Source organism: Pseudomonas sp. DWP2-2, assembly GCF_049897065.1.
Lineage (GTDB): Bacteria > Pseudomonadota > Gammaproteobacteria > Pseudomonadales > Pseudomonadaceae > Aquipseudomonas > Aquipseudomonas paracarnis.
Map to the genome: position 1 here is coordinate 130862 of NZ_JAFCVN010000013.1, position 23392 is coordinate 154253.

The 23392-nt window shown below is 54.4% G+C and carries 29 protein-coding genes; 6 read left to right on the forward strand and 23 right to left on the reverse strand.

Annotation, left to right across the window (positions count from 1 at the left end):
- Positions 1-80: 80 nt before the first annotated feature.
- Together ACP7CZ_RS23135 and ACP7CZ_RS23140 are read right to left on the reverse strand one after the other, a co-directional pair.
- Positions 81-422: a hypothetical protein gene (locus ACP7CZ_RS23135; protein WP_294167168.1), complete on the reverse strand. Its 342-nt coding sequence runs from the start codon at positions 420-422 to the stop codon at positions 81-83.
- 179 nt (positions 423-601) lie between these two features.
- Positions 602-1495 (reverse strand): sterol desaturase family protein, encoded by an 894-nt coding sequence (locus ACP7CZ_RS23140; protein WP_294167165.1) that lies wholly within the window; start codon positions 1493-1495, stop codon positions 602-604.
- Between the two features lie 156 nt (positions 1496-1651).
- Between ACP7CZ_RS23140 and ACP7CZ_RS23145 the strand changes: the two genes are divergently transcribed.
- Entirely contained in the window at positions 1652-2545 is an 894-nt protein-coding gene (locus ACP7CZ_RS23145) for a cation transporter (protein WP_426175210.1), read from the forward strand.
- 27 nt (positions 2546-2572) lie between these two features.
- On the opposite strand, the gene ACP7CZ_RS23150 is transcribed toward ACP7CZ_RS23145, so the two are convergent.
- The 6 genes from ACP7CZ_RS23150 to ACP7CZ_RS23175 all read right to left on the reverse strand — a co-directional run bounded on the left by ACP7CZ_RS23150 (position 2573) and on the right by ACP7CZ_RS23175 (position 7899).
- Complete coding sequence (locus tag ACP7CZ_RS23150) at positions 2573-3337, reverse strand: AraC family transcriptional regulator (RefSeq protein WP_426175194.1); 765 nt, start codon at positions 3335-3337, stop codon at positions 2573-2575.
- A 2-nt stretch (positions 3338-3339) separates the two neighbouring features.
- Positions 3340-3843: a signal peptidase II gene (gene lspA / locus ACP7CZ_RS23155; protein WP_294167152.1), complete on the reverse strand. Its 504-nt coding sequence runs from the start codon at positions 3841-3843 to the stop codon at positions 3340-3342.
- Complete coding sequence (locus ACP7CZ_RS23160; RefSeq protein ID WP_294167149.1) at positions 3840-4184, reverse strand: DUF3703 domain-containing protein; 345 nt, start codon at positions 4182-4184, stop codon at positions 3840-3842. The genes lspA and ACP7CZ_RS23160 overlap by 4 nt, the downstream gene beginning before the upstream one ends.
- Positions 4185-4191: 7 nt before the next feature.
- Positions 4192-6264, reverse strand: a complete 2073-nt coding sequence (locus tag ACP7CZ_RS23165) for a heavy metal translocating P-type ATPase (RefSeq protein WP_426175197.1) — start codon at positions 6262-6264, stop codon at positions 4192-4194.
- 553 nt (positions 6265-6817) lie between these two features.
- Positions 6818-7462, reverse strand: coding sequence for a DsbA family protein (locus ACP7CZ_RS23170; RefSeq protein ID WP_294167146.1), 645 nt, complete (start codon positions 7460-7462; stop codon positions 6818-6820).
- Entirely contained in the window at positions 7459-7899 is a 441-nt protein-coding gene (locus ACP7CZ_RS23175; RefSeq protein ID WP_294167143.1) for a disulfide bond formation protein B, read from the reverse strand. Before ACP7CZ_RS23175 ends, ACP7CZ_RS23170 begins: the two co-directional genes overlap by 4 nt.
- Positions 7900-7999: 100 nt before the next feature.
- Between ACP7CZ_RS23175 and ACP7CZ_RS23180 the strand changes: the two genes are divergently transcribed.
- Positions 8000-8407, forward strand: a complete 408-nt coding sequence (locus tag ACP7CZ_RS23180; RefSeq protein ID WP_294167139.1) for a MerR family transcriptional regulator — start codon at positions 8000-8002, stop codon at positions 8405-8407.
- An 80-nt stretch (positions 8408-8487) separates the two neighbouring features.
- Here the strand turns inward: ACP7CZ_RS23180 and arsJ are convergent, their stop codons facing one another.
- The 11 genes from arsJ to ACP7CZ_RS23235 all read right to left on the reverse strand — a co-directional run bounded on the left by arsJ (position 8488) and on the right by ACP7CZ_RS23235 (position 17138).
- A complete protein-coding gene (gene arsJ / locus ACP7CZ_RS23185) occupies positions 8488-9705 on the reverse strand; it encodes an organoarsenical effux MFS transporter ArsJ (RefSeq protein ID WP_294167137.1) in 1218 nt (405 codons plus the stop codon).
- Between the two features lie 9 nt (positions 9706-9714).
- On the reverse strand, positions 9715-10719 hold the full coding sequence (locus tag ACP7CZ_RS23190; RefSeq protein ID WP_294167134.1) for an ArsJ-associated glyceraldehyde-3-phosphate dehydrogenase: 1005 nt from the start codon (positions 10717-10719) through the stop codon (positions 9715-9717).
- 23 nt (positions 10720-10742) lie between these two features.
- Positions 10743-11255 carry a tyrosine-protein phosphatase gene (locus ACP7CZ_RS23195; protein ID WP_294167131.1) on the reverse strand — a complete coding sequence of 171 codons (513 nt, stop codon included), beginning with the start codon at positions 11253-11255 and terminating at the stop codon, positions 10743-10745.
- 12 nt (positions 11256-11267) lie between these two features.
- Positions 11268-11984 (reverse strand): arsenical resistance protein ArsH, encoded by a 717-nt coding sequence (gene arsH / locus ACP7CZ_RS23200; RefSeq protein ID WP_294167129.1) that lies wholly within the window; start codon positions 11982-11984, stop codon positions 11268-11270.
- On the reverse strand, positions 11977-13050 hold the full coding sequence (arsB, locus tag ACP7CZ_RS23205; RefSeq protein WP_294167127.1) for an ACR3 family arsenite efflux transporter: 1074 nt from the start codon (positions 13048-13050) through the stop codon (positions 11977-11979). Before arsB ends, arsH begins: the two co-directional genes overlap by 8 nt.
- Before the next feature lie 17 nt (positions 13051-13067).
- Entirely contained in the window at positions 13068-13538 is a 471-nt protein-coding gene (locus tag ACP7CZ_RS23210; protein ID WP_070415435.1) for an arsenate reductase ArsC, read from the reverse strand.
- Between the two features lie 27 nt (positions 13539-13565).
- Complete coding sequence (locus ACP7CZ_RS23215) at positions 13566-13937, reverse strand: metalloregulator ArsR/SmtB family transcription factor (RefSeq protein WP_070415434.1); 372 nt, start codon at positions 13935-13937, stop codon at positions 13566-13568.
- Positions 13938-13946: 9 nt separating this feature from the next.
- Complete coding sequence (locus ACP7CZ_RS23220) at positions 13947-14360, reverse strand: arsenate reductase ArsC (RefSeq protein ID WP_070415433.1); 414 nt, start codon at positions 14358-14360, stop codon at positions 13947-13949.
- A gap of 326 nt (positions 14361-14686) precedes the next feature.
- Positions 14687-16042, reverse strand: coding sequence for an FAD-dependent oxidoreductase (locus ACP7CZ_RS23225; RefSeq protein WP_294167124.1), 1356 nt, complete (start codon positions 16040-16042; stop codon positions 14687-14689).
- A gap of 14 nt (positions 16043-16056) precedes the next feature.
- Complete coding sequence (locus ACP7CZ_RS23230; RefSeq protein ID WP_294169290.1) at positions 16057-16560, reverse strand: arsinothricin resistance N-acetyltransferase ArsN1 family A; 504 nt, start codon at positions 16558-16560, stop codon at positions 16057-16059.
- 80 nt (positions 16561-16640) lie between these two features.
- Positions 16641-17138, reverse strand: a complete 498-nt coding sequence (locus tag ACP7CZ_RS23235) for a MarR family winged helix-turn-helix transcriptional regulator (RefSeq protein ID WP_294167121.1) — start codon at positions 17136-17138, stop codon at positions 16641-16643.
- 121 nt (positions 17139-17259) lie between these two features.
- Here ACP7CZ_RS23235 and ACP7CZ_RS23240 point away from each other — a divergent pair, with 121 nt between their 5' ends.
- Together ACP7CZ_RS23240 and ACP7CZ_RS23245 are read left to right on the forward strand one after the other, a co-directional pair.
- Positions 17260-18480 carry an MFS transporter gene (locus tag ACP7CZ_RS23240; protein ID WP_426175204.1) on the forward strand — a complete coding sequence of 407 codons (1221 nt, stop codon included), beginning with the start codon at positions 17260-17262 and terminating at the stop codon, positions 18478-18480.
- 146 nt (positions 18481-18626) lie between these two features.
- Entirely contained in the window at positions 18627-18818 is a 192-nt protein-coding gene (locus ACP7CZ_RS23245) for a hypothetical protein (RefSeq protein WP_294167117.1), read from the forward strand.
- Positions 18819-18886: 68 nt separating this feature from the next.
- Here the strand turns inward: ACP7CZ_RS23245 and ACP7CZ_RS23250 are convergent, their stop codons facing one another.
- Genes ACP7CZ_RS23250 through ACP7CZ_RS23260 form a run of 3 tightly spaced genes read right to left on the reverse strand, consistent with a single transcriptional unit; the run spans position 18887 to position 20392 of the window.
- Positions 18887-19384, reverse strand: coding sequence for a hypothetical protein (locus tag ACP7CZ_RS23250; RefSeq protein WP_294167115.1), 498 nt, complete (start codon positions 19382-19384; stop codon positions 18887-18889).
- 5 nt (positions 19385-19389) lie between these two features.
- Positions 19390-19986, reverse strand: coding sequence for an MbcA/ParS/Xre antitoxin family protein (locus ACP7CZ_RS23255; RefSeq protein WP_294167114.1), 597 nt, complete (start codon positions 19984-19986; stop codon positions 19390-19392).
- The gene (locus ACP7CZ_RS23260; RefSeq protein WP_294167113.1) at positions 19979-20392 is read right to left on the reverse strand and encodes a hypothetical protein; all 414 of its coding nucleotides are present in this window, start codon (positions 20390-20392) and stop codon (positions 19979-19981) included. Before ACP7CZ_RS23260 ends, ACP7CZ_RS23255 begins: the two co-directional genes overlap by 8 nt.
- 93 nt (positions 20393-20485) lie before the next feature.
- Between ACP7CZ_RS23260 and ACP7CZ_RS23265 the strand changes: the two genes are divergently transcribed.
- Positions 20486-20794, forward strand: a complete 309-nt coding sequence (locus ACP7CZ_RS23265) for a helix-turn-helix domain-containing protein (RefSeq protein WP_294167112.1) — start codon at positions 20486-20488, stop codon at positions 20792-20794.
- 469 nt (positions 20795-21263) lie between these two features.
- Positions 21264-22943 (forward strand): hypothetical protein, encoded by a 1680-nt coding sequence (locus ACP7CZ_RS23270; RefSeq protein ID WP_294363416.1) that lies wholly within the window; start codon positions 21264-21266, stop codon positions 22941-22943.
- 104 nt (positions 22944-23047) lie between these two features.
- Here the strand turns inward: ACP7CZ_RS23270 and ACP7CZ_RS23275 are convergent, their stop codons facing one another.
- Entirely contained in the window at positions 23048-23302 is a 255-nt protein-coding gene (locus ACP7CZ_RS23275) for a hypothetical protein (protein ID WP_365692412.1), read from the reverse strand.
- Positions 23303-23392 lie beyond the last annotated feature (90 nt).

Sequence of the window (23392 nt, forward strand, 5' to 3'; positions counted from 1 at the left end):
ATCCACTGCTCGCGTCAAAAAACATGCGCGCAGCTAGTCCATCCCGCTAATGGGGAATGAGGCTCAATGTGGGACAGGATTCAAACGCGAGGGGGGCGCCATACCCCGGATGGGGTTTGTACGGGTAGGGAATCGCTGGAGAAGGAAAGCACTACGGGGCTGAACACGGTTATTGGAGGCTTGAGAATCGAGACTTGCAACATGCCGCCCGTCTTGCATTCCTGGCCCGGCTTGCAAGGTTTGCCGTGCTCGGAAGGGCTTTTCATATCGTTGCAGCAGTCCATCCCCATGTCGTCCATCATCGCCATGCCCATCGTCTTCATTGGACACGGTTCTGTCGGTGCCTGAACACCCGCCATCCCGCTGAGGGGAAGCGCCAAGCTGATCATGAAGATGAGGCAAAACCGCAGATAGCGTGTCATGGGCTGGAGTGTAGTCGCTGCAAATGGCTCTTACAATTGAACTCGTGTCACCAACAACTCGCGTCGGAGTCCGACATAGGCGATAACACATGAAGGGAATTAAGCCGACATTATGTGTAGAACATAGGCGTTCACACCGAACAATTTATCCTCTTTGGTGGGCTCGCACTACCCATCCCCTAATTCGCCGAGTGATCACTACCGACGGTACGTTCGGGAAGCTTGCGCCTAAACGGCGCGATCAGCTGCGCTCGATACCCAGTCGGATAGTCCCGCTCTTGCAGCCCTACCTGTGCATCACCGAGCTTGTCTGCTCCATCATAAAAGGTTCCAAATAGGTGATCCCATAAAAGGAAGAACTCCCCAAAATTTACTTGGGCATCCTCGAACTCTTGCTTATGGTGCCAGCGATGTGTCTCCGCGACTGCCATCACGTTGCGCAACCAACCCAGCGAGTAATCCAGGTTTGAATGCTGGAAGGCCAAGTGGACGGTCAAGATGCTAAACCAAGTTGCGACAACCAAAGACGGCGCCCCTGATGCGAGCAGAACCACCAATCCCGGCCCGGCCATTAGCGCCGCATGTAGAGGATGTCTGCGCTCCCCGTTCATCCAATACAGTCTATCCGCGCTGTGATGAATCATGTGCATACGCCACAGCCAATGCACCCGATGGCTGATGCGATGCATGACATACAGGCTTAAATCGAGGACGGTTGCGACCAGAGCCAGCTGTAACCAGAGGGGACTCTCGCTGGGAAAAAGACGAACTGATGCCGGCACCGCATCGCCAAGCTTGGCGACGACTTCAGCAGTGAACTGAATGACGGAAAGGTTGACCAGCATATGCAATACGTCGGTGGTGGTGTCTTGATGATCTTCGAGCCAAGACCTACGAAAAGGTTGGACTCGTTCCAATCCGGCAATCGCGAACAAGCTCACCATGGCGATCAGGAGTGTAGTCGGCCATGGCGGAATGCCGGTGTATAGCGCCCAGATCATGAAGGCAGCGCTGCCACCAAATATGAGCGGATAGCTCATCCAGCGTATGGCGTATCGGAAAATAACAATCATCTCTCACCTCCTGTAGGAAGCGACGACGATATGTTAGAGGCTGGCGTTTGAATTGAATGAAAGAGCTACAATCGAGGAATCAGCATTCCCGCTTGACCTTATAGCGGCTAGAAGGTTTGTAATCGAAAGGATTGAGTGCATTTGGAGGAGCTGTCCATTAGTTCTTGTGACAAATCCTGTGGCTGCGGCCCGGCTTCGACTGGCCCAGAAGCAGCAGCAAAACCATTGAATGAAGGGACCTGGATCAGTAAGTTTTCGGTGCCAAAAATGGACTGTCCTTCCGAAGAAAGGATGATCAGACTCGCACTGAATGGCTTGCACGAGATTGCTTCATTATCTTTTGATCTATCCGGTAGACAGGTAAGTGTATTTCACGAAGGGCCCGTAGATCAGATTGCTATCAAGCTGGAGTCACTTGGCTTGGGAGCAACGCTCCTGGGTACGCAGCCCGTCAGCCCTGAGTCCATATCGTCTAACAGTGCCAGTGAAGAGCTGAATGCTTCAAAGGAAGCCGGCACTCTAAAAATCTTGCTCGGCATCAATGGCGCGATGTTTGTCGCCGAAATGGGTGCTGGCCTCATTGCTCAATCGACTGGGCTGATTGCCGACTCGCTGGACATGTTTGCTGATGCGGCCGTTTACGGGCTGGCTCTGTATGCGGTCGGTCGCAGCGCGGGGATGCAGGTACGCGCGGCGCATTTGGCGGGTATGTTTCAGATCATTTTAGCCTTGGGTGTGCTTTTTGAAGTTGCTCGACGCTTTCTCTATGGCAGCGAACCCGAGTCAATGTTGATGATGGGGATAGGCGCCGTCGCGCTGGTGGCGAACGTCACTTGCCTTTGGCTGATCTATCGCCACCGCGAAGGTGGCGCCCACATGAAAGCAAGTTGGATTTTCTCAGCCAACGATGTGATTGCGAACGTTGGCGTAATCGCTGCGGGGGCATTGGTCGCGTGGACAGGGTCTTCGTACCCAGACTTGGTGATTGGTACGGTTGTTGGCCTGATCGTTCTGAACGGCGCACGTCGAATCCTGGCGCTGAAAGCTTAACTATTCGAATCGGCAAGCGGCCTGTAGCTAAGGCCGCAAAGCTCGCGAGACACTCGCTTCGTGCAGGTTCACCTCGGCGAGCGCCGATGAGGGATCTATACCCAACAGCGAGCGAAAGGTTCTGGAGAAGTGGGCAGAGTCGGAGAATCCTGACTCGTGAGCGGCAGTGGTGATAGGTTGCCCGCACGCCAGATACCGAACTGCCTGGGTCAGCCTTAGCCACTTCGCATAGCTACGCAGCGGCAAACCCGTCTGCTCCACGAACCAATGCGAGAATCGAGTTGGGGACAGGTGGACCAATGTGGCCAACTCTTCGCGTCGTACCTTACCCTGGTAAATGGCCGTGCTGACTACCGCGAGGCGCTGATCTTCGGCGGGAAGTACATCACCTATCTGTAGAGCTTTTCGCACTGCGAACCGAGTGTCTCCCGTGCCTCCCGTCAGGGAGTTCGCAATTTCTGCGGCGTCAGCAGGAGCGATCTCGATTGAAGTCGGCCACATACTCTTCGGCAAAACCTGAGCCTCTTCTGCCAAAACATCTAAGTAGATTGAAACAATGAGGGCTCCGCTGATTCGATGCCGAACTCCGGCAGGAATAAACACTGCGAACTCGGTGTGCTGACTTTGCAGGCACTCAACTGTTATGGGCGCGTCCAGACCTATCGTTATCTGATGAGCCTGATGGTGATGCCAATCCTGATGACCAGCACGGCCAGCGAAGACCGCCAGCCCAGTCGTTAGCCATGCGCGACCAGACCACCTGACGGACCCAACTGGAAGGTGGCGCTCCATCGTCAGCGCTTACTTGAGGGAGCTGGGCTTATTACGCCCGTGATCAATAAAAGCGATACTCCGCCAACGATGGCGATATCCGCGACATTGAACGCTGGCCAGTGCCAGACTTGATAGTGAAAATCCAGATAGTCCACGACAAAACCTCGTACAGATCGATCGATGAGATTTCCCACGGCACCACCCAAGACGAGACAATAGCCCAAGGCTTCGCTCCAGGGACGTTGCCGTCGAAGTATCACCATGAGCGTCAATGCTACGGCCAGCGCAATGACAACAAAAAAGTAACGCTGCCAGCCTCCAGCGTCAGCCAAGAAGCTGAACGCGGCGCCAGTATTACGGGCATGCACTATGTTGAAGAATGAGCTTACGGCGACCGAGGTGCCCAGCTCATAGAGGTGCTCGATAGTGAACTTCAGCCCCTGATCGATCAACGCCAAGGTAGCTGCGATTCCCCACCAAAGCCCAGGCATCGGAGCACGAGTGGTCATTGAGTAGGTGTTCATTGGCTGTCCCGTAGTAACCGTTTCAGTTCATCTGATAGCGGCATCGGTTGAAAGGCGCTGACTCTTGCCCGGCCGTTATTACCCTCAGGCACCCAAATCTTGGAGAACAGTAAAGCAGCCGGAATGCGCGCCGCTTGACCAAGCATCTCTCGAAAGTCCCTCTCCTCCCAACCAGCCAGAAACATTAGCCAATGGCTGTAAGCATGGAGCGGAGGGATTCGCTGAGTAAGGACGTGAGCCCTTTCCAGCCACGGATAAGCCCGCTGAGGGGAATTTGCCCCCAAGGCATGCCTGGCATTCAGAAAGGATTCGTCGATAGCCGCTCGCAACTGGTGGTTCAAGTCCATCTCAATTACGCAGCAAGCGCAGGCCATTCAGGACGACTAACAGGCTCACCCCCATATCCGCGAATACAGCCATCCACATCGTGGCATGGCCGGTGAGCGTGACGGCTAAGAAGATGACTTTAATGCCCAGCGCGAGCGCAATATTTTGCGTAAGCACCGCTCCGGTCTGGCGGGATAGGCGAATAAATGCAGGAATTTTACGCAAATCATCGTCCATGATTGCCACGTCAGCGGTCTCGATCGCCGTGTCGGTGCCAGCAGCGCCCATGGCGAAGCCTACATCGGATCGAGCAAGCGCCGGGGCATCGTTTATGCCATCGCCCACCATACCGACGGTGCCATGATGTTCGATCAAGGCTTCGATGGCTTTAAGCTTATCGATCGGCAGGAGGTTGCCTTTGGCCTCGTCGATGCCTACCTGCGTGGCGATCGCCTGTGCGGTATGTGGGTTGTCACCCGTCAACATCAACGTCTTCACACCTAATGCGTGAAGTTCCTCGATTGCGACCCGGCTGGTGTCCTTTACCGTATCGGCGACTGCAAACAATGCCAGCGCCCGTGTGTCATCGGACAGAATGACTACAGTTTTCCCTTGCCGCTCAAGGTGGTCCAGGGCTACCTCGGTGTCCGGCGTGCAGAACCCCAACTCTTCCAACAAACGGTGGTTACCCAATTGGTAGCGCTTGCCCTCAATTACGCCGCGGACGCCGCGACCCAGTAGCGCTTCAAAGTTTTCCACTTCGCGCAAATGCAACGATTGCTGGGCCGTTTGTTTGGCAATGGCCTGCGAAACCGGATGATCCGAGCGTTGGGCAAGGCTCGCGGCGGCAATGCGATAATCTCCGGGAACTCCATCAGCCAAGGGCAGGAAATCGGTTTGTACAGGTTTGCCGTGGGTAATTGTCCCGGTTTTATCCAGGGCCAGATGGGTGATCTTGCGACCGTTTTCCAGGTACACCCCCCCCTTGATCAGGATGCCCTTTCGCGCCGCCGCCGCCAGGCCACTTACAATGGTGACTGGGGTCGAGATCACCAGCGCGCAAGGACAGGCTACTACCAGAAGCACCAACGCTCGATAGATCCAGTCAGTCCATAATCCGCCCATAAGCAGTGGCGGTACTACCGCAATAGCGACGGCGAAGAAGAACACCGCCGGCGTGTAGACCTTGGCGAACTTATCGACGACCCGTTGGATCGGGGCCCTCGAACCTTGGGCTTCTTCAACTGCATGAATGATCCGAGCCAGCGTCGTGTTGCTAGCCTCAGCCGTCACGCGGTACTCGAAGGACCCCGACCCATTGATGGAGCCGGCATACACAGGATCATCGACAGTTTTCTCGATGGGCAGGCTCTCGCCCGTGATAGGTGCCTGGTTGACGGTAGAGTTGCCGGAGGCGACATCGCCATCCAGGCCGATACGTTCGCCGGGGCGTACTCGAACCAAGGAACCGATCTCGACGGTTTTCACATCGACTTCCAGCCAGCTGCCGTCTGACTGGCGCACGGTTGCGCGCTCCGGGGTCAAGTCCATCAGACCCTTGATCGCATTGCGCGCACGATCCAGCGACTTGGCCTCGACCAATTCGGCAACGGTAAACAAAAACATGACCATCGCCGCTTCTGGCCACTGTCCGATCAGCACTGCTCCCGTCACCGCAATGCTCATCAAGGCATTGATGTTCAGGTTAAGGTTTTTAAGCGAGATCCAACCTTTCTTGTACGTCGTGGGCCCGCAGAGTGTGATGGCGAATAAGGCGACGGCAGCAATCACCCATTCCGGGGCTGACTGGGTGAAGTGCAAGACTTCCGCGCCTACCGCTGCAACACCGGACAGCGCTAGTGGCCACCAACTGCTTTTACGCGGTGATGCAACGTCAGACTGGGCTTGCGGTGTATCCGCGTTCGCTACCTTGCCCTCAGCAGTCAGCGGTTCAGCGTGCATGCCAAGCGATGACACCACCGCTTCAATACCTAAGGTGTCCGGCAGTTCGTGCCAGACACCTAAAGTGCGGTTCATCATGTTGAATTCCAGTTTCTGAATTCCGCCCATCTTCGCAAGCTTGCCTTCAATCATCCCTTGCTCGGTAGGACAGCACATTTGTCCAATCCGGAAACTACTGAAGCGAGTCGTGTCGCTGGCAGCGGCTGATAACACTTTGGGTGCACACGCGCTTGGGCCACCCACTCCAGACGGCGAACAGCACGCATCGTTAACAACCGAAGTGGCGGGCTTGATCGGTTCGGAAAGTGCATGTAAAGAAAATGTCGGAGCTGTAGTGGCGCAGCTTGTCTTGCCGAGATTCCCACCAGCAGAGCAGCAGTCCGCACTTTTGGTCGTTGAAAGCGCTGGATTCACGTCTAAGGTCTTTGGAGAACAGCAACTGGTGGCTTGATCTCGAACTGTCTCGCTCTCACCCGATGTTGCGGAAGTCGCACAGCAGCTCTTGGACGCGACAGGATCAAAAACGTCCACGCCGGTGTGATTTTCGGGTGCTTGCTTGTCATCGCAACAGGTTTTCATGAGAACGCTCTCCACTATTCATGGTGAGAGTGAACACCCTATAGCCACTATAAGGTCAAGCGCTGATTCGATGCTTTGAAGCATTTCCCAGCGCGACCATTCCTGTTCAACGTGACTGATTGACCTCGCTCCAGATCAGATCATAGAGCTGCTGAGCACCGAAATTGGTCAGTGGCTTGCCATTGACGAAAAATGTTGGTGTTCCGCTTACGCCTACGGTTTTGGCATCAACGGCATCTCTTTCTATCGTGGCGGTGATATCAGGCGACATCATGTCCTCACGGGCCTTGTTTACGTCCAGGCCTGCCTGAGCCGCTGCATCCCATGCGGCTGAAGCTCGCGCATCATCATGCCACTGCGGTTGGGCCGCCAGGACTGCTTCAAGTACCGGCACAAATACGCCTTGTTTACGGGCAGTCTCAAGAATGCGAATAGCTTCTTCTGACCCTACGTGAAGCCTCACATAGCGCAACACCAAGCGGGTATCGGCAGGGTGCTGGGACATCATCTTTTTCACGATAGGGTAGAAAGCACGGCAGCTTTCACACGATGGGTCGAAGAACTCGACAATAGTCACCGGCGCGTTGGCTGGGCCGAAACTTGGAGAGTTGAACCGTTCCAGCGCGCTGTTTTGCGGCACGGGTGCCGTGGCCTGAGGAACCGTGACGGCGCGGTTAAAAAAAAAAGCGGCGGCGGCAAAGCCAACAATGGCTAGCACGCTGATGGCGAGGACGACAGTGCGTCTGCTCATACGGTGAATCTCCGACGGATGAAGGCAAAAAGAATGATCAGAATGCTGAACACACCGAGCGATAACAGTGGCAACGGAACCCCACTGAGGATAGTCATGTCCGCGCCAGAGCAGGATGGACCGGCCCCACAGGGCTTGATGCTTTCAGGGATCAGTCCGAAATACAGCAGATTGTGATACAGCGCGATGAACCAGCCCATAACGGCTAATGGCATCGCATAACGCCAGACACCCGCGTCCGACAGGTAGCAAGCTACGCCCAGCACCAGAACGAGGGGGAACATGAATGCACGTTGGAACCAGCAGAGCACACAGGGCACTTGCCCCATAATCTCCCCAACAAACAACACTGAAAGCGTTGCTATAAGGGCAAGCAGCCATGCGCAGAGCAGAAGCGGCCATGCTTCGGACCGACGTACTTGATGTGTGGTTGTCATCGAATCAGAGCCCTATGTAGCGTTCGGAGGCTGAGCATGGATTTGCTTGTCGCCTAGCGCGAGTACAATGAGGGTTCTAGCAACTATAAGGTCAAGAGAAATGAATGCGCCCACGTACACGATCGGTGCCTTGGCGAAGCTGACCGATACCAAAGCCGTAACCATCCGCTATTACGAACAGTCGGGGCTGCTGCCTTCTGCTGGAAGGTCTTCATCGGGCTACCGCTTTTACACGGACGAAGAGCGCAATCGGTTGTTGTTTATTCGCCGCAGCCGAGCGCTGGGGTTCAGCGTGGATGACATTCGTGACCTGTTGGGCCTTGCTGATCGACGCGATGCTTCCTGCGCCGCCGTGGATGCGAAAGTTCAAGGTCAATTAGAACAGGTGCGAATGCGCATTCAAGACTTACGCGGTTTAGAAGCCGAACTGACACGACTGAGCGTTTGCTGTCAGGGGGGTGTTATAGAGCAATGTCGCATCATTGAATCGCTGTCGAGTCGCAGTTAACTGACGAAGCATTTCGTCACAATGTAAAGACAGCAGAATGGCGGCATCTGGTGTTGCCAGAAATAGACCAAGGGACTATTTCAGTGATTTGCATGCCGAGGCAGGGCTATCGAAATCAAAGCTGCGAACAGCACGAATGCGCTCGATATCCACAAGCACGCACTCAGCCCATACAGCTGATACACCCAACCGGAGAGCACCGTGCCGATCAGTCGTCCCATAGCGTTGGACATGTAATAAAACCCCACGTCCAGCGAAACGCCGTCTTCCTTAGCGTAGGACACGATCAGATAGCTGTGCAGCGACGAATTCACCGCGAACAGCGCGCCAAAGACCATTAATCCGCCGAGTAGCACCATCTGCTGCGACAGCCCAGTGTTCAGCCCGAGAGCGATTGCCGCCGGCAGACCTGCCAGTGCAAGTGCCCACAAAAATGCAGCACGACCATCCGGTACGTGCCCATGTTTCTTTCCGGTGATGTTAGGCGCGAAGGATTGCACAATGCCGTAGCCAATCACCCAGGCCGCAAGGAAGCCGCCAACCTCCCAGAAGTCCCAGCCGAAGACGCTGCTCAGGTACACCGGCAAGGCCACCACAAACCAGACATCGCGGGCGCCGAACAGGAACATTCGGGCCGCTGAGAGGATATTGATCGCCCGGCTCTTGGACAGGATGTCGCGAAATTTTGGCTTGGCTTTGGCCTTGCCCAGGTCCTTCTTCAACAGAATCAAGCTGCTGATCCAGATCAGCGCCAGGACACCCGCCATGGACAGCAAGGCGCCTTTGAAGCCGATCAAGGCCAGCAAGGCTCCGCCAAGAAAGAAACCGACGCCCTTGAGTGCGTTCTTCGAGCCAGTGAGGATCGCCACCCACTTGTAGAGCTTGCCCTGTTGCCCATCCGGAACCAGAAGCTTAATGGAGCTTTTGGCGCTCATCTTGTTCAGGTCTTTGGCAATCCCCGACAGCGCCTGAGCGCCCATCACCCACGGGATGGTTAACCAGGCTACCGGGACGGTCAGCATCAGCAGCGCCGCAACCTGAATGCCCAGCCCGATGTTCATGGTTCGGTTCAGACCCAGCCGAGCACCGAGATAACCGCCCACCAGGTTGGTGATCACGCCAAAGAGTTCGTAGAACAGAAACAACGCCGCGATTTGAAGTGGGCTGTAGCCCAATGCGTGAAAGTGCAGCACCACCAACATGCGCAGAGCACCATCGGTGAGAGTGAAGGCCCAGTAGTTGCCCGTAACGAGTAGGTACTGCCGCACTTCCGGCGCGAGGGCTGACAACGCTTTCATGACCGCTCCTTAAACTGCCAGACCGACCATTTTGGCCAGTTCGACGGTGCGGTTGGCATAGCCCCACTCGTTGTCGTACCAGGCATAGAGTTTGACCTGTGTACCGTTGATGACCATGGTCGACAGCGCATCGATGATCGATGAGCGTGGATCTGTGCGATAGTCGATGGACACCAATGGACGCGTCTCGAAACCGAGGATGTCTTTCAGCTCGTTCTCGGAAGCGTCCTTGAGGAACTGGTTCACTTCTTCGACGGTCGTGGCGCGCTCGACTTCAAAGACACAGTCAGTCAGCGAAGCGTTGGCTAGCGGCACGCGTACGGCGTGACCATTCAGTCGCCCACGCAGCTCTGGGAAAATTTCGGCGATGGCGGTGGCCGAGCCGGTGCTGGTCGGAATCAAACTCATCCCCGAAGCACGCGCACGGCGCAGATCCTTGTGCGGCTGATCGAGAATGCTTTGGGTGTTGGTCAGGTCGTGGATGGTGGTGATCGAACCGTGGCGAATGCCCAGCTTTTCGTGGATGACTTTCACCACTGGCGCCAGACAGTTGGTGGTGCACGAAGCAGCGGTGACGATGCGATGTTCCGCCGCATTGAACAGCTGATGATTGACGCCCATGACGACGTTCAGCGCGCCTTTTTCCTTCACCGGAGCGCAGACCACCACACGCTTTACGCCTTGGTCGAGGTAAGCCTGAAGCACAGCGACGGTTTTCATCTTGCCGCTGGCCTCGATCACCAGATCGCAATCCGACCAGTCGGTGTCCGCAATCGCTTTGTTCGCGGTCACCTTGATGCGCTTGCCGCCAATCACCACATGATCGCCTTCTGCACTGGCTTCGTTGTGCCAACGACCATGCACCGAGTCGAAGTTGATCAAATGCGCGTGCGTTGCCGCGTCACCCGCTGGATCGTTGATCTGTACGAACTCAAACTCTGGCCAGCTCCAGGATGCTCGCAGAGCGAGGCGACCGATCCGGCCAAAACCATTGATGCCAACTTTGATAGTCATGTTGTTGTGCTCTGTATCTGTAGTCAGTGGGAGTTCGACTGGGTGTCGAACTGGCCGATGTATTCGATATGGGCAGGATGCTGAATGGCGCGTGGACGTAACGACTGAACGTCGCGAATGGCATCGCTGAATGGCACACCACTTTCGATCAACAACTGAGCGGCGACCAACCCGGTACGGCCCGAGCCGCCCTTGCAATGAATGGCGATGGTTTTCCCTTCGGTCAGTAGTTGCTTGAGTCGCGGATGGTGCTGCTCCCATGCGGTTTTAAATGCGTCGCCTGGAGCCTGATCGTCCTCTACTGGCAAGTGGAACCACTCGATGCCGAGCAGCTGACATTCTTCGGGCAGAAGGTCGATCTCGTTCTGAAGCAGCTCCTCGGTTGGCATCAGCGTCAGCAACACTGAAGCCCCTGCATCTTTGAGGGTTTGCAGCGCCTCGAAAGGCAGGGTGCCCTTCGTGCCTGGACACGGGGTGAAAATCAATTGGCCATCGAACTGTGCCAAGGGCAGTACGGAATATGGGTGTTGTAGCACGGTAAAAAATCCTCAGATGGAGCGCTGATTGACACGTTTCATGAGTTCTTCCGCTGACTCTTTGCGCTCGGAATAACGATCCACCAGATAGTCCTGACGGTCACGAAGCAACAGCGTGAATTTCACCAACTCTTCCATCACATCCACGACGCGGTCGTAGAATGGAGAAGGTTTCATCCGGCCGTTATCGTCGAATTCCATGTAGGCCTTCGGTACGGACGATTGGTTGGGAATGGTGAACATGCGCATCCACCGTCCCAGCACTCGCAGCTGATTAACGACGTTGAACGACTGTGAGCCGCCGCAGACCTGCATAACGGCGAGGGTTTTGCCTTGAGTCGGGCGTACCGCGCCCATTGCGAGAGGCACCCAATCAATCTGCGCTTTGAAAACTGCGCTCATATTTCCGTGACGCTCTGGAGAGCACCAGACCTGCCCCTCGGACCACAACACCAAGTCACGCAGTTCCTTCACACGCGGGTGATCGTCTGGTGCGTCATCTGGCAGCGGTAAGCCTGACGGGTTGAAAATCCGCGTCTCGGCGCCGAAGTGCTCCAGCAACCGAGCTGCTTCCTCGACCAGCAAACGACTGAAAGAGCGTTCACGCGTCGATCCGTACAGCAGCAAAATGCGCGGTTTGTGGATGGAGGTCTTTTCGATACCGAGCTTATCTGTCGAAGGAAGATCAATCAGGTCAGTATCGAGCTGGGGGATGTGGTCATCAAACATAGTCTTTGTCCTGCGCTACGGCGCTCTTGGATTCATCGAACCAGCGGCGTTTCAACCAAAGGGCAACACCGACCAGAGAAATCAGTACCGGCACTTCCACCAGCGGGCCGATAACCGTGGCGAAGGCCACTGGGGAAGCGAGGCCGAAGTTGGCAATGGCCACGGCAATCGCCAGTTCAAAGTTGTTGCTTGCGGCGGTGAAAGCCAGTGCGGTGGTGCGTGGGTAATCAGCTTTGAGCAGCTTGCCCAACCAGAAGCTGATGAAAAACATCACGACGAAATAGATCGTCAGAGGAATCGCGATGCGCAATACATCCAATGGTAATTGCAGCACCACGTCGCCCTTGAGGCTGAACATGGCCACGATGGTCAACAGCAGTGCCACCAGCGTCAGCGGGCTGATCTTGGGAATGAAGCGCTCCTTAAACCAGACTTCACCTTTACGGGCGATAAGGATTTTGCGAGTCAGGAAGCCAGCCAGGAACGGCACACCCAGGTAGATCAGGACCGACTCGGCAATGCTGACAAAGCTGGTCTCAATCACGCTGCCTTCCAGCCCGAACAGCGGCGGCAACAGCCCCAGGAAAATCCAGGCATACACACTGAAAAACAGGATCTGGAAGATGCTGTTGAACGCAACCAGCCCGGCGACGTACTGATTGTTGCCACCCGCGATCTGGTTCCAGACCAGCACCATCGCGATGCAACGAGCCAAGCCGATCAGGATCAGGCCGGTCATGTATTCCGGCTGGTCCCGAAGGAAGATGATCGCCAGTGCGAACATCAACACCGGGCCGATGACCCAGTTCTGGACCAAGGACAAAACGAGGATGCGCTTGTCCTTGAAGACCTCCGGCAGTTCCTCATAACGAACCTTGGCCAGAGGCGGATACATCATCACGATCAAGCCGATAGCGATGGGTATGTTGGTTGTGCCCACGGAAAGACTGTTGAGCCACTGCGGCCAGCCTTCGAACAGGCTCCCCAGACCGATCCCCAAGGCCATGGCGAGAAAAATCCACAGCGTCAGATAACGGTCGAGGAACGAAAGGCGGCTTTTACTCATGATCAATGCTCCTGTGATTACAGCGTGCCAATCAGGGCCAGCTCTGCCTTGAGCTGTTCGGCACTCAGCTGGGAAAGCGGTAAAGCCAGAAAGGCTTCAATACGGGTTCTGATCTGCTCCAAAGTGGCCTCAAAAGCCGCCCCGATCTCTTCTTGAGTCCCGTGGTATTCCGACGGGTCAGCCAACCCCCAGTGCGCCTTCGTGGCCGGTCCGAAAAATACCGGGCAGGCCTCACCGGCAGCCTTGTCGCACACCGTGATGACGAAATCAGGAGCCAAGTTCACATGGACATCGCTGGACTTACTGATCAATCCCTCCGTCGAAATACCAGCGCTTTCTAACGTCTTGAGACTCAGCGGATGTACTTCGCCTTTCGGCTGACTGCCCGCGCTGTAGGCTTTCATACCTTCCGGCGCCAAGTGATTGAAGACTGCTTCACAAAGGATGCTGCGGCAGCTATTGGCAGTGCACAGGAACAGGATTTTCATCGAGCGATCTCGTAGTCGAAGGCGGAATCAGGCGATTTTGCTTTCACAGCACACGGCTGCCCGTTCAGGACGGTCACCCATTTCATCAAGGCGTTTGGCATCAGGGCTCAACCAGTGCTTGTTGCTTTTCAGCACGGTGGTCAGCACTTGATGAACCCAATCAGGAAGATTCGGGTGCAGTCGGTAATACACCCATTGGCCTTGCCGACGGTCCGACAACAGGCCGCAAGTACGCAGTTGCGCTAGGTGCCTGGAGATTTTTGGCTGACTCTCGTTCAACGCGCAGGTCAGCTCGCAAACACAAAGCTCTCCTTCACGGGTGATGAGCATCATCGTGCGGACCCGAGTGTCGTCAGCAAGGCATTTGAAAACAGTGGTCGGTGTCAGATGGTCAGCCATATCGTTTTCTCAGTGTTTGTTTTTGACCAAGACGAACATCTTGATGCGCTCATGAATTTCGTGAAGGGTGTGACGGAAGGCATCGGGTTTGGTGCTGGTAACCGGGTCGTCAAAACTCCAGGCCAATGCCTCCTCGGCTCCAGGTAAGGACAGGCATTCCGCTGCGGCTTTATCACACAAGGTGATGACGTAATCGAAACGCTCACCACGGAACTCGTCTATCGACTTGCTACGTAATCCCTCCGTGCTCACACCGATGTGGGAGAGTGCCTCGAAGGTGCGTGGATCGACCTGAGTCGGAGTTGTGCCGGCGCTGAACGCCTCGAAATGCTCCGAATCGGTATGCCTCAGCAACGCTTGGGCCAACGGAGAGCGGGCCGCATTGGCGGTACAGACGAACAGGACACGGGCTTTGCTGGTCATTGTGAAATCTCAGCTCATATACGGTATAACGAATATATGATTTTCCGTATACCAGGTAAAGAGCTAATGGCACAGTAATCCATAAAAACGTTTGGATTCCGCCGTCCAGCTTCAATGAAAGCCCTATATTGCCGCGTCAGTCACGTAACTCGCTTTCCAGTTATCTACAAATATCTGCGGCGGTATATATGGTTTTTGTAATGAGTCTGTCGCGCAAGCAGAAAAAGGTCGTTCCTTGGTTCAAGGACTACCTGGACAAGCAGAAGAAATAAGAAGGGCGCCCCTAACCTGCCCCGGACGTCGAGGGCGGGTTAGGCGGCAGTGCTCTAGGCTTTGCAACAACCCGGCGAGGTAAGAGGTGCGGCCTCAGGAAATGTTCCCGCCGTCGCGCAACAAGATGTCTGACTAGCCGAAGCTTCAAGGCGATCATCAGCCTCATCGAAATCCGAGTTGCAAATGCCAGTTGCCGGAAGGATCAGCTCAACCCTTTTGGCCGCCTCCCAATCACCCGCCAACGCCGCGACAACAGACCGTACCTGTTCATACCCCGTCATTAACAAAAACGTAGGCGCCCGGCCATAGCTCTTCATCCTCACAATGAAGAAACCTTCCTCTGGATGGGAAAGTTCTACTGCGCCGTGAGGCCTGACCGTACCGCAGCTGTGCTGGTTGGGGTCGATCATTGAAGCGAGCAACACTGCACTTTGGGTTGTTGGGTCAAGTGAGATACGCAGCTCGGCGAGCAGACTCAGGTCTGGGCGGAATCCAGTCGCCACAATGATTTCGTCCACAGGTGGAAATAACTGGCCTCCCGCCTTCACGACCAACCCTTGGGCATTGCCTACTACCTGATCGATAGCGACGCTTTTGAACAGCTCGATCACGCCGTCATTCAGCAATTGGCGAATCTTCAGGCCGAGCTTTCCGCGCTCTTCCAATTGATCATTCGCACCACCGCCCAGAATGCGCTCAAGAGAATTACCCCGGATTGCCCATAGCACTTTGGTTTGCGGTGCCTCCTGAGTCAGCCGTACCAGATCCTGGAGGGTGTTAAACGCGGAGTGACCACCACCTACTACCAGCACTCTTTTGTTGGCATAGCGATTCCGGGCACGACTCAATACCTCCGGGATGCCGTACGCGATGTGCGCTGCATGCTCGATCTCGCCCAAGGCAGGGATACCATGGGCACCCATCCAGTTCGGCGTCAGGTACGTGCCCGAGGCATCGATGAGAGCGCTGGCCAGCACATCCTGTTCACCCGTTGGTCCTGCGACGCGTAGCAAAAAAGGGGCAGCCGATCTGCCCTGGGTCTTCATCACATCCTGACCGATGCGAGTGGCTGCCAGAACACGGGTATTGAGCTGCAAGTGACGCTTGATCTGTTCGAGGTCTGCGAGAGGTCGAACAAACCGGTCCAGCAGTTCACGACCCGTTGGATACTCGTTCTCCGGTGGTGGAATCCAGCCATCGGCCAGCAAAAGTTTGGCCGCCTCCTTGTCCACATTGAACTGCCACGGAGAAAACATCTTCACATGCGCCCATTCTTCGATGCTGGACCCAGCTTTCGGACCAGCGTCGAAAATCAACGGTGTGATCCCTCGGGCCAATAGGTGAACGGCTGTCGCCAGGCCCACCGGCCCTGCTCCGATTATGGCAACGGGAAGATCGTTGTTCACCATGGTCCATTCCTTTTTCAGACTGGCTGATTGACCGGAAACAGGCGTTCGACAATCGTACAGTCAAGCCAGCGCCCTTCCAGGCAGGCGTGCTTTTCATACACCCCCACCTGACGAAAACCGCAGGCTTCACACAGTGCAAGACTGGCGTGATTGAAGGTAAAAATACGCGAAAGAACCTTCCAGAATCCGCGAGCTTCGGCTTCGTCCAGCAATGCCTGAAGCAACTGTTTGCCGAACCCGTAGCCGCGAACATCGCGATCTACATAAATGGAGAAATCTGCAACGCCGTCGTAACAGGCTCGGGTGCGATAACTACTGAGTCCAGCCCATCCAACAACCTGATCAGCCACATCAACCATGACCACTACCGGGTAGCGTTCTACTGAGTTAATGCGATCAAACATGTCTGATGCACATACAGGAGTTGTTTCAAACGTAGAGCTACGATCCTCAATACCTTGGTTGTAGATGGCTGCCATTTTGGTAGCATCTAAGCGTTCAGCTAAACGAAATCGCATCAGCGTTTGCATTGTTAGCATTATTCGAGCCCCACTCGGTTGGTAGTAACAACATTGCTTCTAAAAGGAAGTTTTCCCTTTCAATCCTTGCTCTTCACGGCTGGGCAACACTCACTCACGAGCCCGCAGCGAATCTCCGTGGCCCGCGTAATCTGCCTAAGCAAACTCAGTGCTCCTTGCCTGGCTTCAGCCGAGATGTTCTCGATCATCGCTCGCTCCTCAGCAATCAGGTCAGCTCTGATTTTCTCGTATAGCTCCCGTCCAGAATCCGTTGCCTGGATTCGGACTGCACGTCGATCTTCATCATCCTCAACGCGAGACACATACCCTTTACGCTCTAAGGTATCGATCACTCGGCTTGCCGTGCTTTTGTCCAAGAACATTTCTTCCGCCAAGACCTGAAGGCGCAGCGCGCCCCTTTTGACAAGCGTCTCGACGGCATAGCATTGGGTTACCGATACGTCGTAACAGCAGATCCGGTCGCGATCACGGAACTGATAGACGCGAACCAGCTGGTTCAGCGCCTCATGCAAGTCCTCGGAATCCTGAGTCAGCTGATCGTTTTTAAGCTTCGTCATAACCGTCACAAATTAGTTGTTAGCTGCAACAGTAATCCTCGAATCTCGGAGGCGTCAACAACGAACTTAGATTGACGATAGCCAGAAGAAGGCGCTAGCTTGTTGTTACTAACAACTAAAAATGAGCGCATCGGTCGTGTCATTTCCACAGCAGATTCATTCTCCGATCAATCGCTCCAGGCTCGTATGGGCAATGGGTTTCACCCAGATTATTGCCTGGGCTACGACCTATTACTTGCCGGCAGTGCTTGCGACTCCTATAGCCAAAGAAACCGGGTGGTCCATTACCAGCGCAGTGGGTGGTCTGTCTTGGGGAATGCTGATAGCGGGAGCTTCCTCGCCGGCAGTTGGTCGTCAGATTGATCGTCATGGCGGACGCTCTATCCTGGCTGCCAGCTCACTGCTCCTGGCTCTTGGCATGTTACTGATGGGGCTGGCGGGAAACCTTGCCACGTACTACCTCGCCTGGACGCTGATCGGCGTCGCCATGGCGGCGGGTCTATACGACGCAGCCTTCTCAACCCTGGGACGACTTTTCGGCGAAGAGGCTCGAACCTCCATTACCGGACTGACCCTTTTAGGCGGCTTCGCAAGCACCATAGGCTGGCCGGTGATAGCGGGACTGGAGAGTTGGATCGGTTGGAGGGGCGCCTGCTTTGCTATCGCTGCGACTCATCTGCTAATCGGATTCCCTATTCATGCGCTGTTGATTCCTGGAAGCACAAAACAACCGCCCCACCCCGTTATAACCAAATCACTAGGGGGGGCTGCGCTTCGCCCAAAGACCTCCAATTATCTGTTTTTCTTGATTGGCGGCATGCTAACGGCACTGGCACTGGTGGTATCTGGTATCTCGGTACACCTGCTCAATATTCTCAAGCAGTTGGGGATCGCGAACGCTATGGCCTTGGCGCTCGGCATGGTGATCGGACCCTCGCAAGTGGTGGCGCGGGTTGCGGAGTTTTCCATTGGAAGGAATCTCCACCCAACTTGGTCCGCACGAGCGGGAGTGTTGCTATGCTTCGTCGGACTTGGATTGCTGATCTCAGGCCTGCCTTGGCTGGCCTTCGTAGCAATTGCACTTTACGGTGCGGGTAACGGCATCCTCACCATCGCTCGCGGTACTCTTCCATTGGCGCTTTTTGGACCTCAAGGATATGGCGCACGCATGGGACTGCTCGCAAGGCCTGTCCTTGTTGCCCAAGCGTGCGGCCCCATCGCCTCAGCTTTTGTTTTGGAAAGCTTTGGAGCTTCGGTACTTATCGGTGTGATGTGCGGGCTTCTGTTCCTATGCTTCATGGCTACCTGGCGGATACCGACGGCTCAAAAAGAGAACACGTGAGGCGCTGCTGGAGGCGCAGTGTTAAATCGGGGGGACTCGACTGCAACCCTATTGGTAATGCAGGCGGATCCAGCCACCTGTCACCTTGACGCCCTCCCCTCCGCTCAAACACTAAACTCTTACGGACGAGTTTTGGAGCAAGAAAAATGACACGAAAAAAGCAGCTGACTCCAATCGAAGATGCATTGGCAGAGCAACCTATAACCGTCGGGCACGAGGTTTCTAATGGTCCGTCCCAAGGTACAAAGCTTTCGCTTGAACGCCTGCTGGCAGAAACTCCGGAGGACAATCTAGACGAGGCATGGGAAAAAATGGCATCAGTCGGGCGTGAATTCTGACGTGAGTTTTGCTTTCCATATCTGTCCTGCCCATTGCACCAGCAACGTTCGTCTATCCCTCGAAACCTTCAGAACCCATCGGCGTAATAGCCCCATTCACCGACCAACTCATCTATCGCCAGCGAAATTCTCGATTCCTGCATCAATTCGGAAGGCGTGTAGCTGAGCGCCACAGCGATGGCCATCGCGAAACCATCAAGGCTTTGCGGGCTATATGGCCAGACTTGGAGCTTTATCAATGATGCATCGCTGAGGCTGTATTCATCGACAAACGCCAACATCCCCTCCAACCGGGTAAATTCGCATAACGATATCGCACGCGTTTTCAGAGGCCAATCCGCGAGCAACGTTCGCGTATCCAAATACGTGTCCCCGGCGCTTGCAAGCATTGGATGAGTGAAGGCTCTTACGCAAAACGACATCAACAGCGGAGACGATACGAGACTCCGTACGTGTTTCAAGTCGACTAGCCCTTGACCAAACTCCCACGCCAGTTCGCGACGCAGGTGCTCTTCAAGATTTGGGTGATCAGCCATCACTACTCTTGAGTTGGCGATAACATTCATGAGGATCACACCCCAACGCCATATTCGAGTCGCTTCAGAAGCGTGTAGACCGCCTCGCACCCCTCGCTCGTATTGAGCACTTCGTAAGGCCGCCGACCGGCAAAAGCAATGCTTGGCTGTTGCACCCAATGTACGGCGCTCGCTCCGAAGAATGACAAAATTAACGCTACGGTTCGCGCATAGCTGGCAACGTAATGTTGGTCAGCGATCCTAGGGTCTATTTGTTCTAAAGCCTGTGTCCCGCGATGTTTCTCACACCGAGCAAGAAGCCAACCTTCAAACGCCATCACTTCTCCAGGCATGCTGCACAGCTCGCATACGCAACCCGAAACCAGTTCGGTGATTTCTAGAGCCATACCGACGCTAGCGTCGCCCCCACGTTGATAAATCCGGAGCTGACCGAACTTTTCTTTCGCTTGTGAAATATTCACGTCGAGCGCTCTCAACTCTGCATATCGCTGGATTAGCAGCAGACTGCCTTCGATCAGATCCGACCAACCGTCGAGGCATTCAAACCCGAACATTTCCGTCTCAGGGCCGTCTCGCTGAAAAAGAAGGGTTCGGTGATTAGTAGCGAGGCGTCTTTCAATGAAATTATTCATTTGCCCTATCTACCTTGGACCACAACGTTTCTCTGGGATGCCGAAGTAGCGCGGACGGGTAAATCTGTCCATTCATCAGCTCGTAGCAATACTGCTCACCGACCGAATGGATCGCTCGAATCGGCTCCATCAACCACCTGCGTTTCTCGTTCAACCATGGCGGGGACACAAGCTGAATTTCCCGAATAAATTCCTCGGGTGTATCCCTATAGGCCAAACCCAATAGGTGGCGGACGGCAGGGATCATGAATTGCTGCTGCGAGGAAAACTCCCCGTCGAACGTTTCGTAGGTCAAGAAAAACCACTCATGATTCGCCGTCTGTGAGATGTAGGCCCAACGATGCGTTCCTTCCTCCAAAGCGAAAAGCGGATTCTGCAATCGCGCTTGCGCGTGGGTTTCGAACATATTATCTCTCCAAGCGTTTACTATCGGCGTACTATAGTACGCTGCGAACGCTAGCTCAATGTGGCTACATACTCCTTTTTCAGGAGTAGCCGCATGCGCGAGCTAAACGACGCATTTGCGCTGGCTCTGAGGGATATGCGGCATCAGGCCAATTTGGCCCAGAACGACTTCCCACCGAGGGTTAGCAGGGAGTACATCAGCCTACTGGAGCGTGGACTTCGCTCCCCTAGCCTGAAGGTGATAGACGATCTAGCTGAAATCATGGGTATCTCCCCGCTGTCACTTGTGCTCCAGTGCTATCTGCATCGGGATCCAAGCACGAGCTTCGAGGCCCTTCTTGCAAAAGCGGTTCGCGATGTAAGGGTAGAAATGATCCCTGGCAAAGATGAGGATGTGGACTAGGAGATACCCCTGATCCTTTTCACTGCTGCACGCTCACGGGCAGCCCTGGTTTTGGCAGTTGAAACGAGGCATTCGACGGGAAACGTATGCTTCGCCCCGCAGACCTTCTGCGTTTTTGACTCTTCCTCCCAGCGAATGGGGTATCAAGCCGGCCTGATCTTCGTTGTTTTCATTAAACCGACTTCGCCGAATGAGCCCACATGGCTTCTACTCCAGGCTCTTAGACCTACATCGAAATTCGCTCTGATTGGGAAAAAAGTAGTAGGGTGTCTACGCGATGTAAGTCGCCCCCCGTTTGATCGCTTAGGGTGACTGATATTTCGCATTGTGACATTTCAGGCAAAAATCAGAATCGACCAGGCTTGAAAGCCTTATTTTACCTCTGCAAATGAGCAAGGCCGCGAAACAGCTACTGCACCTTGTTTACAAGGGATATAAATAGCGCAGTGTGACATCCAGGAGAATCATGATGGCAGCGAACTCAATCGCAGAAATCCTCAAACGCGATGGCCCAATGCTAAGCAGCGACTTGTCGAAGCTACTTGAGCAACGGCACGGTCTGAATGCGACCGCTGCCAGGAAACGGGTTGAACGAGGCTGCGAGGGAATGAGCAAGCTGAGCCATATCATTTTTCCACACAGAGCCCGATTCCTGTATTTGGAGAAAAATTACGGCTCCCCCTTTTTCTTTCAAAACTTAATGGTCGCACTCAAGAAAACTGGAAGCTCATACTTCACTGCTCTCAACGCATTGGAGTTGCGCGACAACATCATGCCTCGCGGCCACTTTCTGATTGCCTGCGGAGCCCCGGTAGCCCAGAAAAAACACATCTCATCCGAGAGCCTGCTTGAGAGACTGATCAAAGCGACCCTAGTGAAAGAAATCACGGTTCCAGGTGGAGAGAGCTGCATCATACGATGCGACGTTGAACACATCCTGGACGCAACGTCGCTCTGGGCAAAAATGAAGAGCCGACTCATCGCGGAAAAAATCACGTTATTGGCAGTTAAAGACTGGTCCCGGAATCTGGGCATGGTCAGCTATGACTCAGTCGAGACACGAGAAGATGAAGACACCACGAATCTGCCTAAGGTCGGAACGTTTAACTGGGATTTGGCAGGGCCGTCGTATTTATTCCCAATGCGAGGACAAGCAATTGTCGGCGTAAAACCTGGCTTTCTGGTTTGTGATTTAGCGTTGAATGGCAGAGTTTCTCTCGAACACATTGGCGCGTTTGTTCGCAAGTGCATAACACTTAGAAGCCTGCCGAAAGTGGGTAAGTGCCTTCAGATATTTGTGGCGGAAGAGTACGAAGCAGAGGCTTTTGCGTTACTCAAAAAAGAGGGGATTATTCCGGCTACGACTGAAAGCCTGTTTGGTCGAGACGTAGCCAAAGCCTTAAAAAACCTATGCGCGATACTGACGGATACAGCAAAGCTGACCCAAAACCCCGAGGCATTGGAGAAAATTTTCGATGACCTTTCTCGCATTGAAGGTGCCGCCTCTACCTTGAGAGGTAGCCTTTTTGAGTTCGCCGTTGCCCAGATCGCTAAATTCACCCTTCCTGGTTATGAGCAGGAAATGAACCGAATCGTCAAAAACTTGCTGGGCGATAAAGCCGAAATTGACGTATTGGCAGTCCGAAGAAATCACGAAGTCGTCTTCATCGAATGCAAAGGAATTCATCCAGTCACCACACTTGATGATGATGAAATAAACAAATGGCTCGATAAAAGGATTCCTGTGCTTAGGGCATTCGCTAAGACACATTCGGAGTGGGCTGGAATGGATCTGAGGTTTGAACTTTGGACCAGTGGCCGCTTCTCTGAACGAGCCTTATCTCTGGTAAGCGCCAGGCAGGCTGAGAGCCATAAATTCCTAATTCAGCTTCGTGATGCAGAATATGTATTAGCACAAGCGGTCGCTAGCAAAGACAAGGGGCTTTTGAGGACGTACGAGCAGCACTTCATCAAAAATCCCATGCAGGAGTTTGAGGAAGCGCAAAAGCGAGCAAAAAGAAAGGAGGAGAGAGCAGCGAGTCGAGCAAAAGTGAAGGAAGTTTCTCTAACAAAAGCAACGGCTCCACCATTACCAACTCTTTCGGCACCTGAGACCTATACAGGCTATTTGGGCGATTCTGTGAACTAGCCTTGCATTAAAAGCAGGCCCGTCGCAGTCTTCGGCGGCCGAACGTCAACCTGACTACCGGCTACGCTTCGGAGCCAGATCGGGCAGTATCCATCAACGATTGCTTATAACCGATGGCCTTTAAGCAGGGGACAAGGTGGCCACTGGGGATCTAAGATAACCACATGGGTTCGCGCCCGCGTCAGCGCAACCCGAAGCACTTTGCGACTTTTAGGGTAAGGTGGAAGATCGTCGCGCCAAATAAACGATGACTCCACAACCGCCCCGCTCCGTCTTGCCTCCCGAACCAAAATTACGCCATCGAATTGCTTTCCCTTCGCCTTGTGGATGGTAAGCGTCCGAACTACACCGCCTTGCATCTCAGACCTTAATCCCCTTTAACCGCTGATTGACGCGCTCACACTCAAAAACTGCGAAATTGCACCCCACTTGACCACCCATTTGCGTTG

Coding starts and splice junctions, on each gene's coding strand:
- arsH (WP_294167129.1), bottom strand. CDS start 11,984: ATGTTTGATGACCACATCCCCCAGCTCGATACTGACCTGATTGATCTT.
- ACP7CZ_RS23270 (WP_294363416.1), top strand. CDS start 21,264: ATGGCAGCGAACTCAATCGCAGAAATCCTCAAACGCGATGGCCCAATG.
- ACP7CZ_RS23210 (WP_070415435.1), bottom strand. CDS start 13,538: ATGAAAATCCTGTTCCTGTGCACTGCCAATAGCTGCCGCAGCATCCTT.
- ACP7CZ_RS23175 (WP_294167143.1), bottom strand. CDS start 7,899: ATGACAACCACACATCAAGTACGTCGGTCCGAAGCATGGCCGCTTCTG.
- ACP7CZ_RS23240 (WP_426175204.1), top strand. CDS start 17,260: ATGAGCGCATCGGTCGTGTCATTTCCACAGCAGATTCATTCTCCGATC.
- lspA (WP_294167152.1), bottom strand. CDS start 3,843: ATGAACACCTACTCAATGACCACTCGTGCTCCGATGCCTGGGCTTTGG.
- arsJ (WP_294167137.1), bottom strand. CDS start 9,705: ATGAAAGCGTTGTCAGCCCTCGCGCCGGAAGTGCGGCAGTACCTACTC.
- ACP7CZ_RS23230 (WP_294169290.1), bottom strand. CDS start 16,560: ATGCGATTTCGTTTAGCTGAACGCTTAGATGCTACCAAAATGGCAGCC.
- ACP7CZ_RS23235 (WP_294167121.1), bottom strand. CDS start 17,138: ATGACGAAGCTTAAAAACGATCAGCTGACTCAGGATTCCGAGGACTTG.
- ACP7CZ_RS23220 (WP_070415433.1), bottom strand. CDS start 14,360: ATGACCAGCAAAGCCCGTGTCCTGTTCGTCTGTACCGCCAATGCGGCC.
- ACP7CZ_RS23225 (WP_294167124.1), bottom strand. CDS start 16,042: ATGGTGAACAACGATCTTCCCGTTGCCATAATCGGAGCAGGGCCGGTG.
- ACP7CZ_RS23260 (WP_294167113.1), bottom strand. CDS start 20,392: ATGTTCGAAACCCACGCGCAAGCGCGATTGCAGAATCCGCTTTTCGCT.
- ACP7CZ_RS23250 (WP_294167115.1), bottom strand. CDS start 19,384: ATGAATGTTATCGCCAACTCAAGAGTAGTGATGGCTGATCACCCAAAT.
- ACP7CZ_RS23275 (WP_365692412.1), bottom strand. CDS start 23,302: ATGCAAGGCGGTGTAGTTCGGACGCTTACCATCCACAAGGCGAAGGGA.
- arsB (WP_294167127.1), bottom strand. CDS start 13,050: ATGAGTAAAAGCCGCCTTTCGTTCCTCGACCGTTATCTGACGCTGTGG.
- ACP7CZ_RS23170 (WP_294167146.1), bottom strand. CDS start 7,462: ATGAGCAGACGCACTGTCGTCCTCGCCATCAGCGTGCTAGCCATTGTT.
- ACP7CZ_RS23265 (WP_294167112.1), top strand. CDS start 20,486: ATGCGCGAGCTAAACGACGCATTTGCGCTGGCTCTGAGGGATATGCGG.
- ACP7CZ_RS23140 (WP_294167165.1), bottom strand. CDS start 1,495: ATGATTGTTATTTTCCGATACGCCATACGCTGGATGAGCTATCCGCTC.
- ACP7CZ_RS23165 (WP_426175197.1), bottom strand. CDS start 6,264: ATGATTGAAGGCAAGCTTGCGAAGATGGGCGGAATTCAGAAACTGGAA.
- ACP7CZ_RS23215 (WP_070415434.1), bottom strand. CDS start 13,937: ATGGCTGACCATCTGACACCGACCACTGTTTTCAAATGCCTTGCTGAC.
- ACP7CZ_RS23190 (WP_294167134.1), bottom strand. CDS start 10,719: ATGACTATCAAAGTTGGCATCAATGGTTTTGGCCGGATCGGTCGCCTC.
- ACP7CZ_RS23135 (WP_294167168.1), bottom strand. CDS start 422: ATGACACGCTATCTGCGGTTTTGCCTCATCTTCATGATCAGCTTGGCG.
- ACP7CZ_RS23245 (WP_294167117.1), top strand. CDS start 18,627: ATGACACGAAAAAAGCAGCTGACTCCAATCGAAGATGCATTGGCAGAG.
- ACP7CZ_RS23180 (WP_294167139.1), top strand. CDS start 8,000: ATGAATGCGCCCACGTACACGATCGGTGCCTTGGCGAAGCTGACCGAT.
- ACP7CZ_RS23150 (WP_426175194.1), bottom strand. CDS start 3,337: ATGGAGCGCCACCTTCCAGTTGGGTCCGTCAGGTGGTCTGGTCGCGCA.
- ACP7CZ_RS23255 (WP_294167114.1), bottom strand. CDS start 19,986: ATGAATAATTTCATTGAAAGACGCCTCGCTACTAATCACCGAACCCTT.